Here is a 12977-nt window from a genome sequence, read left to right on the forward strand (position 1 = left end):
CATCGCTTAAGCAGGCATCTAAAATCTATGATTTTTAGATGCCTGCTTACTTTTGATAACTCGTTTCGCTAAAGCGAAACATTGCTAACTTATATAAATTTAAAGATTCTTTTGCGTTAGCAAAAAATCAACCTTCTCTGTCCTATGTCCTCTCAAAAAAATATTGCATTGCAATATTTTTAATGTGCCTACAGTTTGTAAGTATTTCCTGCGTATAAGTTAAGTTTGTCCTCATAAACCAATTATATCATCGGTCACAATGCTTGAAACACTTGATGGTTTTGGAGACGATAGTCCCTTGAAATACGTATTTTGTAAATTACGCTTAAGCAAAAATAAATTCAAGTCGCTTTCTTCTCTTCGGCTCAACTTCCGAATCCAACTCTATTCATATGGTGTCTATTACCTAATTTAAAATAAGATATAATGTTGTTATACTTTCCGTTCCATAATCAACTATTTTTATAATCCCTGCTTTATCAATTCTTCTTTATACTGATCACAGAAATCTGAAAAATTATTTGATATAGAGTCAACGTATTCATCAATTGACGCTCTTTCAGGAGTGTCAGAAAGTTTACCAGGTGAATCTATAGCAATATAGGTAACGATATTATTTTGTGACCTCTTTTCAAAATCATTTACTTTATCAACAAAAGCTGAGCTTCCTGAGAAGAAAGAAGTTACATCGATTCCTTCATAATTCATCATTGAAAGCACTTTTCCATAAAGCTCACTTATGTCGAAAACATTATTTTTAGGAGTCTTAAAACTAGAGCACACTTTATAAAATGCATCCTTTGCTTTTTTTGCATTAGTAATGTCAGTGCTCATTTTAGACAGCTCATCCGATGACTTATTGAGAACTTCAAAACTGACTCTTTTTTCAAATTCTTTTATAGGGTCAGGACATTTTTTGTTAGAAGGTGGATTGATAGCGGTGTTAAGTCCTATTACACTAATTACATTGTTATAATAATCATTTTTAGGAATAGGAGTAGTATCAGTGACGCCTGCCTGTATAAGTCCTTGCTTGTATGCATCACAAAATTCGCCAAATTTATTAGTTAAAAGAGGAGGAGAAATTTGTGCTTTTAATCCGAATTCTTTCACAGTATCCACAAAAGATGGATTTCCAGAGAAGAAAGGAGATACATCAATTCCACTATCTTTCATTGCCCCAATTATTATAGTATATGAAGCATCCATACTGTAGACCCCGCTAATAGAACCCCACATGCCTTTTTTTATAAATTCATTGCTAGTTTTAAATAATACATCCTGTGCTTTTTTTGCATTAAATATTCTCTGATCTGTTTGTGATAGGTGAATTGAATCCGAGCCTGTATTTGCTTTAGCAGTTTTATTTGAAGCAGCCCTTGCCGATGCTTTTAAATCATTAGAACGGTTAATTGTATTCACATTGTAGTTTGAATAATTTTTAGTATAAAAGTTTATCATAAATTAAGTAGTCCCCCTTACATAAAGTATATAATATTACATTACTCGGATTAAACATCAAAAACTTTACACAAAAATAGTTTATTTGATTATATGGGAAAATAGTGTTAATATGTAAATGTGAGGGAAAATAATCTATGAAATTTAAAAAGATTGTAACAGTATTTTTAGTGTTATCATTCACGTTAGTTATGATGTACATGACTAATACGCAAAGAGTATACGCAAATGAAAACTTAACTGATGTGGAAAAATCTAATATATCTGCAGCACAATATGATGATCCTAGTTTTTTACTTGAATAAAGTAAGAGATGCTATAAGGTACTATTTATTCAATATCAAATTTGATATAAAATTAAATTTAGGCAGGCAAAAAAATGCCTGCCTAAATTTAAAATTACTTGCTAGTACCTTTGTTTGCTGCAGATTTCTGATTTGCTTTTTTTGCTTCCTCAAGGTCAGCATCTTGAATGCTGCTTGTAAAGCTTCCAGCTGCAGCACCACTAGTCATACCAGCTTGAGCCATTTGAGATGCACCCATGCCGCCGCCTTTTGCTGCAGATTCTTGATTTAATTTTATTGCCTCTTGAAGATTTGGATCTTGAGCACTGCTTGTGAAGCCTCCTGATGCAGCATCACTAGTTGTGCCAGCTCCACTTATGCCTTTTCTTGCTTCAGACTTTTGATTTAATTTTTTAGCTTCCTGTAAATTATTATCATTCATATTTTAATCTCCTTTATTAATAAAATTGAACTTAATATATAATTTATTTAGTTCGTTTTATAGTTTGTGTATTTCTTAAAGATATATGTTGGAAAGTGTTGTTTGTAAATGGAGGAATGATATGTTAAATATATTTTATTATGATACACCAATTGGCAAAATAGGAATTGCAGAAAATGGAACTCACATTACGCATTTGAGTTTTAATGAATTTATAGCTGAAGATATAAATATAATTGAAACACCTTTGATAAAGAAAGCTATTTTAGAATTAAATGAGTATTTTACAAAAAAAAGAAAAATATTTGATTTGCCACTTGCTCCAGAAGGCACAGAATTTCAAAAAAAAGTTTGGAGTGAACTGTGTAAAATTCCATATGGCACAACTTGCAGTTATAAGGATATAGCAAGGGCTATTGGAAATGAAAAAGCTTGTCGGGCAGTTGGTATGGCAAATAATAAAAATCCCATTGCAATTTTTATTCCATGTCATCGTGTTATTGGTTCAAATGGAAAGTTAGTTGGTTATGCAGGAGGACTTGACACAAAGAAAAAGCTATTAAATATTGAAAAAGAAAATTGTAAGCACTCATAAAATTGTTTTGACATGAATTAAAGCTTCGCTTAAACTATTATGCATGGAGTAATAATTTTTATAGTAAATGATGCTGTGGAGGTAAAAATGAGCATTTTAAATGTTAAGGATATTAGCCATGGATTTGGAGACAGAGCAATTTTTGAAGATGTATCATTTAGGTTATTAAAGGGAGAACATGTTGGATTAATTGGTGCAAATGGTGAAGGTAAGTCTACTTTTATGAATATAATAACAGGGAACCTTATGCCGGATGAAGGAACTATTGAGTGGTCAAATAACGTTAGAGTTGGATATATGGATCAACATTCAAAGCTTCAAAAGGGAAGCAGTATAAGAGATATATTAAAAGAAGCATTTAAGTATCTTTTTGATATGGAAGCTAAGATGATAGAAATTACAGATAAAATGGCAAGTGCATCAGAAAAAGAATTGGAAAAGCTTTTAGAAGATATGGGAAATATTCAAGATACTTTAGATAATAATGATTTTTATACAATTGATTTGAAAATTGAAGAAGTTGCAAAGGGACTTGGACTTGCAGATATAGGGCTTGATAGAGATGTAACTGACTTAAGTGGTGGACAGAGAACTAAAGTACTTCTTGCAAAATTACTTCTTGAAAAACCAGATATATTTTTGCTTGATGAGCCTACAAACTATTTAGACGAAGAACATATTGAGTGGCTAAAGAAATTTTTAAGTAATTATAAAAATGCATTTATTCTCATATCACATGATATACCTTTTTTAAATGATGTTGTTAATATCATATACCACATAGAAGATAGAAGATTGACAAGGTATGTTGGAGATTATAATAACTTTATGAGGGTTTACAAAGCAAATAAAAAGCAAATTGAAGCAGCATATGAAAAGCAGCAGCAGGAGATTGCAAAACTTAAAGATTTCGTTGCTAGGAATAAGGCTAGAGTTGCTACAACTGGAATGGCAAGAGCTAGACAAAAGCAGCTTGATAAAATGGAAATAATAGAAATGTCTAAAGAAAAACCAAAACCTGAATTTAACTTTAAAGCAGCGAGAACTTCGGGAAAGCTTATTTTTAAAACTGATAAGCTAGTTATAGGATATGACGAAGCATTGACTAAACCTCTAAATTTAGTGATGGAAAGAGGACAAAAAATAGCATTAGTTGGCTCAAATGGACTTGGAAAGACCACACTTTTAAAGAGTCTACTTGGAGAAATTAACTCTATATCTGGAAACGTAGAACTTGGGGACTACCAACATATAGGATACTTTGAACAAGAAATCAAAAAAAATAATTATAATACATGCATAGAGGAAATTTGGAGTGAGTTTCCATCATATAGCCAGTATGAAGTTAGAGCAGCACTTGCAAAATGCGGTCTTATGACAAAGCATATAGAAAGTAAGGCAGCTGTGTTAAGTGGTGGTGAACAAGCAAAAGTAAGATTATGCAAACTTATAAATAGAGAAACTAATATTCTTGTACTGGACGAGCCTACAAATCATTTAGATGCTGATGCAAAAGATGAACTTAAAAGAACACTTAAGGAGTACAAAGGAAGTATTTTAATTGTATGTCATGAACCTGAATTCTATAGGGATATTGTAACTGACATATGGAATTGTGAAGAGTGGACAACTAAAATTGTATAGTGTTTCTAGATTGCAACTTAACTTACATGCATGAACTAGAAACCTTATAATATTAAAGGTAAAATTAAAAAAATAATAGTTTATTGTATTTTGTAAATAATTTTGATAAATTAGTAAGTAGAGATAAAAACACAGTTTCTGTTGGTAGTCAGAACCTATATAAATTTAATATAGCAGTAACCTGCCCTCCTGGGGTTGTCCATTCTCTAGAAATTTTAACTTAACAGGAGGAGATGTTTATGATAACATCAATTAAATTAACAGTTTTTTTCAATGAACCTTTTTGGATAGGTATATTTGAAGAATATGAGAATAATGGTTATAAAGTATGTAAAGTAACTTTTGGAGCAGAGCCTAAAGATGAGGAGATTTATCAATTTATATTAAAAGAATTTAAAAATTTAAAATTTAGTAGTATAATGAATGCTTCAAATGAGAAATTAGTTACAAGAAGAGAAAATCCAAAAAGGATGCAAAGAAAAATTAGAAAAGAAACTAAAAATGAGGGTACAGGGACTAAGTCTCAAATAGCTTTAAAAAAACAGTATGAAGAAAATAAGTTGATTAACAAAAAAAATAACAAAGAGCGAAAAATTGAAATGGAAGAAAGAAAGTTTCAATTAAAGAAGATGAAAAAGAAAGAAAAGCATAAAGGGCATTAGAATAATAATTACACAGTATAAAATTAACGGTTTATTTTTAAATAATATCTGATATAATATAAATAAGGATTAGCTTAGTGCTGGTAACACTAAGCTAATCCTAGAACGTTTTTAGTTTTAGGGCTATCAGATTTTAGTTAAATAAACTAAGTTAAGAAAAGAGTTCTACTTCTTGCTGGATGGGGAACTTTTTTCTTTTGTCGTAAACTTTACTTTAAGACCTTTAATACTAAAATTAATTTCAAAATCACACGATTTTGAGGTTCGTTTTAACCCTATAACCATAACTAATATAATTATAATAGTTATTAGAAATAAACAACTAACTAGTATCATATCCAATACCACCCCCTTAAGCTATGATGAGAATCACCAATAGCCCAAGGTGGCTAACGTACAACCACCGCAGCCATCCACTTCTACGGTTACGAAATTTACTTGGATAGTATAGCATAATTCTAATATAAAGTATAGTGAGATATTGAAGATCTATAATTCGTAATATAAAAATATTGCAGTGCAATATTTTTGAGAGGACAGTAAAAATTGCATATTTTTTATATGAAAGTTAAAAAACATATTGACAAAGTCAAAATAATTGCTAAAATGAAGTTAGCACTCAATAGTAATGAGTGCTAATAAAAGAATAATTTCAAAAAGGCGTTTTTATATTCTAAATAACCCAACTTTTTATAGAAAAATAGTAAGAACGGCTTGACTACTATTTCCACTTCTAAAGTGGGGGTGAGTTCACTAACCACGCTAAATTACAACATGGCGCGGTTTTATTGAATTTATTTTAATATTAATATGTAAAGTAATTTAAATAAAATATTTTTAATATCTATTATCTTGAATTTATTATGAAAGGAAATGATAAAATGGCTACAAAACAATTTAAAGCTGAATCAAAGAGACTCCTTGATTTAATGATTAATTCAATTTACACAAACAAGGAAATATTTTTAAGAGAACTCATATCAAATGCAAGTGATGCAATTGATAAGAGTTATTATCGCTCACTTGTAGATGAAAATGTTAGCTTTAATAAAGATGATTTTTATATAAGAATAACTCCAAACAAAGAAGATAGGACACTTACTATAACTGATACAGGTATAGGAATGACTAAAGATGAGCTTGAAAATAACCTTGGTACTATTGCAAAGAGTGGTTCTCTTGCTTTTAAAAATGAAAATGAAGCAAAAGAAGGCGTTGATATAATAGGTCAATTTGGAGTTGGCTTCTACTCTGCATTTATGGTATCTGACTTAGTAACTGTAAAAACACGTGCTCTTGGTTCTGATAAAGCATATAAATGGGAATCAAAGGGTACAGAAGGATACGATATCGAAGAATGTCAAAAAGACACAACTGGAACAGAAATAATATTAAAAATTAAGCAAAATACTGATGATGAAAAATATGACGACTTTTTGGATGAATATAGATTAAAAGCACTAGTTAAGAGGTATTCTGATTTTATAAAATACCCAATTAAGATGATTGTAAAGAAGAGCAAATTAAAAGAAGGCAGCAAAGATGAATACGAAGACTATTTTGAAGATGAAACTTTAAATAGTATGGTTCCTATATGGAGAAAAAATAAAAATGAGCTTAAACAAGAAGATTATGATGAATTTTATATGAATAAGCACTTTGGATATGAAAAACCGCTTAAATCAATTCATTCAAGCGTTGAAGGTGTAGTAAGTTACAATACATTACTCTTTATTCCAGCAAAGGCTCCATTTGATTTCTATACAAAGGAATTTGAAAAAGGACTTGAATTATATTCTAATGGTGTACTTATAATGGAAAAATGTTCAGATTTACTTCCAGATTATTTTAGCTTTGTACAAGGATTAGTTGATTCTGCAGATCTTTCTTTAAATATTTCAAGGGAATTATTACAACATGACAGACAACTTAAATTTATAGCAAAGAAAATAAGAGAAAAAATAAAAGACGAACTTTTACAGATGCTTAAAAAGGATCGTGAAAAGTATATTGAATTTTATAAGAACTTTGGAAAACAGCTTAAATATGGTGTTTATTCTGACTACGGAGCTAACAAGGAAGTACTTCAAGATTTATTAATGTTCTATTCTTCAACAGAAAAGAAGCTTGTAACTTTAGATGAATATGTATCAAGAATGAAGGATGACCAGAAATATATATACTATGCAGCAGGTGAAAATGTGGATAGAATTGAAAAATTACCACAAACTGAAATTGTAAAAGATAAAGGATATGAAATACTTTATTTCACAGATGATGTAGATGAATTTGCAATAAAAATGCTAATGAAATATAAGGAAAAAGAATTTAAATCAGTTTCAAGTAATGATTTAGGATTTGAATCTGATGAAAAAGAAAGTAAAGAGGAAACAGAAGAAAATAAAGAACTATTTGATTTTATGAAAGAATCATTGAAGGATAAAGTAAAGGAAGTAAGAGCATCAAAGAGATTAAAGAGTCATCCTGTTTGCCTTGCAAATGAAGGCGAGCTATCAATTGAGATGGAAAAAGTACTTAAAACAATGCCAAACAATCCAAATATAAAGGCAGATAAAATTTTAGAGATAAATACTAACCATCCTATGTTTAATGCTATTAAAAATGCATTTGCAGAAGACAAGAGTAAGGTTAAGATGTACTCAAATCTTTTATATAATGAAGCATTATTGATTGAAGGGCTTCCAATAGAAGACCCTGTTCAATTTGCAAATGACGTTTGTTGTTTGATTAAATAATTATTACTGCAGAATTTAATGTGTAAATTAAAGGCTTCTACACTATAAAAGTGTAGAAGCTTAATTAATGTAACCACACTATAGAAAAAACAGTGCTTGAGTGGTACTGTTTTTATTTAGTTAATTGTATAAAATATAATATAGATAGAATATTGTATAAAAGGGGTAGTAATTTATGTTTGTAAAAGTTAATGATATGAATATATTCTATAAAAAATCTGGCAGTGGTAAAAAGGTTGTATTATTACATGGATGGGGCGGAAGAGCAGATAGTTTTCTTCCAGTATATAATTACTTGTCTTCAAATTATGAGGTTTATGCTATAGACTTTCCGGGATTTGGAAGATCAGATGAACCGCCTGAAGCATGGGATGTTACAAACTATGCAAATATGCTCTTAAAACTATTTGAAGTCTTGAGTATTGATAAGGCAGTTTTAATAGGACACTCATTTGGAGGAAGGGTTTCAATATTATTTTCATCAATGTATGGTGACAAGGTAGAAAAAGTTGTTTTAACTGATAGTGCTGGATTAATACCAAAGCGAACTTTAAAGTATTATTTCAATGTGTATAAATTTAAAGCACTTAAAAAGTTATATCTTGCATTTACACCTGGTAAGGATAAGAAAGAAAAACTTGAAAAGTTCTATAGAACTCATGGTTCCAGCGACTATAGGGAAGCAAAAACTATGAGAGGAACTTTTGTTAAGGTTATAAATCAGGATTTACGTCCTTATTTACCTAAGATAAAGGTACCAACACTTTTAATATGGGGTGATCAGGATAAAGATACTCCACTATATTTTGGACAGATAATGGAAAAGGAAATACCTGATGCAGCACTTATAGTGTTTGAAGGGGCAGGTCACTTTGCATATTTAGATAAGATAAATGATTTTAATACAGTTGTTTCGAAATTTCTTGGAGGTAATTAAATATGGAAAAAGCACTATATGTAATTATTATTTTATATTTCTTTTGGAATTGTTATGCAGAAGTCAAAAAACAACTTCATATGGCACAGCTTGAAGGTTATAAGCCAATAGAGTACTGGTGGTGGGTCAAAGATAATATAAAATCTGTAAGTATGGCAAATATAGTTCAGTTAATATTCAACTTTATAATGCTTATGGTATCTATTTTTTATAACTACAATATAGTAATAGTATATACTACAATTATAGGTTGGATTTTATTAAATACATTTATTCCTGTTATTAAAAAGAATAATGTTAAAGCAAAGAAACCTCTTGTATTTACACCAAGGGCTACAAGACTTTTTATGACAAATTACATTTTAATTACAGTATTTTTGATGGTAAGTTTTATATTGAGTCAAGATTTAATACAGTTTTTATTTTGCCTTGCAGTAATCAAGTTCTTTGCATGGCTTATAATGTGGGTGTCAACTAAGATAAACTATCCTATAGAAATGCACATACAAATGGGATTTAAAAAAGAAGCTGCTAAAAAAATAGCTTCAATGGATAATTTAAAGGTTATAGGTATTACAGGAAGTTATGGAAAGACTAGCACGAAGTATTTTGTAAAGACAATTTTGTCTGAAAAGTATAATACACTTATGACACCATCAAGCTTTAATACTCCTATGGGAATTACAAAAGTAATAAGAGAAGATCTTACTAAGCAGCATGAGATATTTGTATGCGAGATGGGTGCAAGAAATGTAGGAGACATAAAAGAATTATGCGATATAGCACATCCTTCAATAGGTGTAATAACTACAATTGGACCGCAGCATTTAGCTACATTTAAAACTATGGAGAATATTGCAAATACAAAGTATGAGCTTATAGAAGAACTGCCTCAAGATGGGATGGCAGTATTCAATATGGATAATGAATACTGTAGAAAGATGTGGAATAAAACTAAAATTCAAAAATATAGTTACAGCATAGAACCAAACGAAAAAGAAGAAGTTAGTTTGAGAGCAGAAGATATACGAGTTTCTAAAAAAGGACTTGTATTTACAATAAAAGGACAGAATGGAATTGAAATTGAATGTAAAACAAAACTCTTAGGTAAAGTTAATGTAAGTAATATTCTTGCTGGAGTTTGCATAGCTTTAAAATTGGGATTATCTCCAGAACAAATAAAGAGGGGGATAAAGAGAATAGAGCCAGTACCTCACAGACTTCAAATACTTGATACTAATAATGGAGTAACAGTAATAGATGATGCATTTAACTCAAATCCAAGTGGAGCTAAGGAAGCACTAGAAACCATAAAGGAATTGACCGATGGAAATAGAATAGTCATAACCCCTGGAATGGTTGAACTTGGAGAAATAGAATATGAAGAAAATAAAAAGTTTGGAAAGACTATGGCAAAGTGCTGTGATTATGCTATTTTAGTTGGAATAAGGAGAACTAAACCAATAGTAGAAGGACTTAAAGAAGAAAATTTTCCAGATGATAGGATAATAGTTGTTAAAACTCTTGATGAAGCAACTCAAAAACTTGGTCAAATTTCTAAGGTTAGCGATGTAGTTTTATTTGAAAATGATTTGCCAGATAACTACAATGAGTAGGTACTTATATTAAATAAAATAATTTAAATTAGTTTGAGGAGGAAAAGATTATGTCAAAAATAAATGTAGCAGTTATGTTTGGGGGACGTTCAGTTGAACATGAAATTTCAACCATAACAGGACTTCAGGTTATTGAAAATATAGATAAGTCAAAGTACAATGCAATACCTGTATATGTTGATAAAAAAGGTGATTGGTATACAGGAGATGAATTGCTTGATATAAAAAACTATAAGGATATACCAGGACTTATTTCTAAGAGTCAAAAGGTGTTTATGCCGCCAATACCTTCTATGAGTAAATTATATATATATCCTATGAAAACTAGTTTATTTAAAAAGGAGCCTGAATCAATAGACGTAGATGTAGTTTTCCCTGCTTTCCATGGTATGCATGGTGAGGATGGAACTATTCAAGGATTTTTCCACCTAGCTAACATCCCCTATGTTGGAAGTGGAGTTACAGGTTCTGCTGTAGGTATGGATAAAATTATAATGAAGGATATATTTAAGGCAAATGATATTCCAATAGTTAATTATACATGGTTTTTAAGAAGCGAATACGAGGAAAATAGTGAAGCTGTAGTGGATAAAGTAGAAGAAGAATTAAAATATCCTATGTTTGTAAAACCTGCAAATCTAGGATCAAGTATAGGTATAAGTAAGGCTAAAAATAGAGAAGGTCTTATAGATGCAATAGATGTTGCAATTAACTATGATAGAAAGATAATAGTTGAAGAAGGTGTAGATAATCTTATAGAAATAAATTGTTCAACATTAGGAAATGAACAAATACTCACTTCAGTTTGTGAACAACCTATGTCATGGGAAGACTTTTTAAGTTATGATGATAAATATTTAAGACAGGGAAATTCAAAGGGAATGGAAAGTACTGTTAGAAAAATACCTGCACCTATTCCGGATGAACAAACTAAAAAAATCGAAGAACTATCTAAAAAAGTATTTAAAGTTTTAGATTGTGCCGGAACTTCAAGAATAGATTTTATGATAGATAAAGGTACTGGTAAAGTATTTGTAAATGAAATAAATACAATGCCAGGTTCAGTAGCATTTTATCTTTGGGAGCCAGCTGGAATTAAGTTTACAGAGCTTATAGACAAATTAATACAATATGGGATTGAAGCTCATAAAGAACGTAATAAAAATATATACACATTTGATTCACAAGTTTTAATAAAAGCAAGTTCAGGAAAAGCAGGCGGAGCAAAAGGTGTTAAATAGAATCTTGATGAATTTATAGTCTCTAAACTTTAAGCAGCATATTTTCAAAATTTTGAAGATATGCTGCTTTTTTTGATGAATAATACATATATTTGCGAATATAGCTAAACATTAACAATATTTATTGATTGCATAAAGTTAAAAAGACAATTTAGAATATTAAAATATATTCTGGAAAAGTTGTAATAATAACAGCAATATTGATAAAATAATAATTATATTTCAATATAGTGAAATATATCGCGAAAATTAGAATTTTACAATATACTACTATAGGTGTATATTTAGGTTATCATCAATATATTGAAGAGGGGGAATCATGGTGATGAAAGTTTTCGATGGACATTCTGATATATTTACAGATGTTACTATTAGAAGATCAAATGGAGAAAAAGATGTAATAAAAAAATATCATTTTGATAGACTGAAAAAAGGAGGAGTCCAAGCATCTATACTTGGAATATGGATAGATCCACCTTATACTAATCAAGATCCAACAGCTAGAATGCTTCAAATAATGGGATCAATAGCTGATGAAATAGAAGATCTAAAAAGTTATGGAGGAATAGTGTATAGCTATGATGACCTTTGTAACTTAAATAAACAAGATAAGCTTGCCATATTGATAGGACTAGAAGGCATAAGCGGTTTTAAAAATAATGCAAACTTTATAAATGCGATGTATAGGTTTGGAGTAAGACATGCAATGTTAACATGGAATGAAGAAAATGAATTTGCAACAGGAGTACTTAGTCCACATAAGGAAAGAGGAGTTACAAAACTTGGAATAGAAGTTTTAAAGAGGATGGAAAGCCTTGGCATGATAGTTGATGTATCTCATGCAAATGAAAAAACTTTTTGGGACATTTATGAAAATACTACTAAGCCATTTATAGCATCTCATTCTAATGCATATTCAGTATGCAATGCAGCCAGAAACTTAAAAGATGATCAGATAAAAGCAATAGGTGAGCGTGGTGGAGTAATAGGTATGAATGCTTGGCCTGATTTTATAGATAGTACTAATCCATCTGCTGAAAGATTAGCAGACCATGTTGAATATATAGCAAATCTTATAGGAATAGATCATATAGGTTTTGGATTTGATTTTTGTGATTTCCTTGGTTCAAGTACAACTTCATCATTTGAAGAAAGTGGAACAACAGTAACTCCTAATTTAGAGGATGCATCCAAAATACCTAATCTTTTAAACATTTTATCCAAGAGAGGTTATAAAGATGAAGACTTGGAAAAAGTAGCTTATAAAAATATGGAGAGAATCATTAAAGAAATATTAAAATAAATTGATATTGAAATTTGATTATAGAAATATTAAACA

12 protein-coding genes are annotated in these 12977 nt (G+C 30.1%); 9 read left to right on the forward strand and 3 right to left on the reverse strand.

Going from position 1 to position 12977, the window contains the following annotated elements:
• Positions 1 to 462 precede the first annotated feature (462 nt).
• Positions 463 to 1461 carry a hypothetical protein gene (locus tag EBB51_RS02095; RefSeq protein ID WP_123052924.1) on the reverse strand — a complete coding sequence of 333 codons (999 nt, stop codon included), beginning with the start codon at positions 1459 to 1461 and terminating at the stop codon, positions 463 to 465.
• A gap of 137 nt (positions 1462 to 1598) precedes the next feature.
• On the opposite strand from EBB51_RS02095, the gene EBB51_RS13575 reads away from it, so the two are divergent.
• A complete protein-coding gene (locus tag EBB51_RS13575; RefSeq protein WP_190285305.1) occupies positions 1599 to 1766 on the forward strand; it encodes a hypothetical protein in 168 nt (55 codons plus the stop codon).
• Positions 1767 to 1860: 94 nt separating this feature from the next.
• On the opposite strand, the gene EBB51_RS02100 is transcribed toward EBB51_RS13575, so the two are convergent.
• Positions 1861 to 2187: a hypothetical protein gene (locus EBB51_RS02100; RefSeq protein ID WP_123052925.1), complete on the reverse strand. Its 327-nt coding sequence runs from the start codon at positions 2185 to 2187 to the stop codon at positions 1861 to 1863.
• Between the two features lie 121 nt (positions 2188 to 2308).
• On the opposite strand from EBB51_RS02100, the gene EBB51_RS02105 reads away from it, so the two are divergent.
• From EBB51_RS02105 to EBB51_RS02115, 3 genes are all read left to right on the forward strand, one after another.
• Positions 2309 to 2782, forward strand: a complete 474-nt coding sequence (locus tag EBB51_RS02105) for a methylated-DNA--[protein]-cysteine S-methyltransferase (protein WP_123052926.1) — start codon at positions 2309 to 2311, stop codon at positions 2780 to 2782.
• Positions 2783 to 2869: 87 nt separating this feature from the next.
• On the forward strand, positions 2870 to 4426 hold the full coding sequence (locus EBB51_RS02110; protein ID WP_123052927.1) for an ABC-F family ATP-binding cassette domain-containing protein: 1557 nt from the start codon (positions 2870 to 2872) through the stop codon (positions 4424 to 4426).
• A 239-nt stretch (positions 4427 to 4665) separates the two neighbouring features.
• A complete protein-coding gene (locus EBB51_RS02115) occupies positions 4666 to 5088 on the forward strand; it encodes a YjdF family protein (protein WP_123052928.1) in 423 nt (140 codons plus the stop codon).
• 165 nt (positions 5089 to 5253) lie between these two features.
• On the opposite strand, the gene EBB51_RS13580 is transcribed toward EBB51_RS02115, so the two are convergent.
• Complete coding sequence (locus EBB51_RS13580) at positions 5254 to 5424, reverse strand: hypothetical protein (RefSeq protein ID WP_190285306.1); 171 nt, start codon at positions 5422 to 5424, stop codon at positions 5254 to 5256.
• Positions 5425 to 5969: 545 nt separating this feature from the next.
• On the opposite strand from EBB51_RS13580, the gene htpG reads away from it, so the two are divergent.
• The 5 genes from htpG to EBB51_RS02140 all read left to right on the forward strand — a co-directional run bounded on the left by htpG (position 5970) and on the right by EBB51_RS02140 (position 12941).
• Positions 5970 to 7844, forward strand: a complete 1875-nt coding sequence (gene htpG, locus EBB51_RS02120; RefSeq protein ID WP_123052929.1) for a molecular chaperone HtpG — start codon at positions 5970 to 5972, stop codon at positions 7842 to 7844.
• A gap of 175 nt (positions 7845 to 8019) precedes the next feature.
• A complete protein-coding gene (locus EBB51_RS02125; RefSeq protein WP_123052930.1) occupies positions 8020 to 8781 on the forward strand; it encodes an alpha/beta hydrolase in 762 nt (253 codons plus the stop codon).
• Between the two features lie 2 nt (positions 8782 to 8783).
• Positions 8784 to 10397 carry a UDP-N-acetylmuramoyl-tripeptide--D-alanyl-D-alanine ligase gene (gene murF, locus EBB51_RS02130; protein ID WP_123052931.1) on the forward strand — a complete coding sequence of 538 codons (1614 nt, stop codon included), beginning with the start codon at positions 8784 to 8786 and terminating at the stop codon, positions 10395 to 10397.
• Positions 10398 to 10447: 50 nt separating this feature from the next.
• Positions 10448 to 11638 carry a D-alanine--D-alanine ligase family protein gene (locus EBB51_RS02135; protein WP_123052932.1) on the forward strand — a complete coding sequence of 397 codons (1191 nt, stop codon included), beginning with the start codon at positions 10448 to 10450 and terminating at the stop codon, positions 11636 to 11638.
• A gap of 325 nt (positions 11639 to 11963) precedes the next feature.
• On the forward strand, positions 11964 to 12941 hold the full coding sequence (locus EBB51_RS02140; protein ID WP_123054959.1) for a membrane dipeptidase: 978 nt from the start codon (positions 11964 to 11966) through the stop codon (positions 12939 to 12941).
• Positions 12942 to 12977: the final 36 nt, after the last annotated feature.

The sequence above is a fragment of the Clostridium sp. JN-1 genome, assembly GCF_003718715.1.
GTDB lineage: Bacteria > Bacillota > Clostridia > Clostridiales > Clostridiaceae > Clostridium_AV.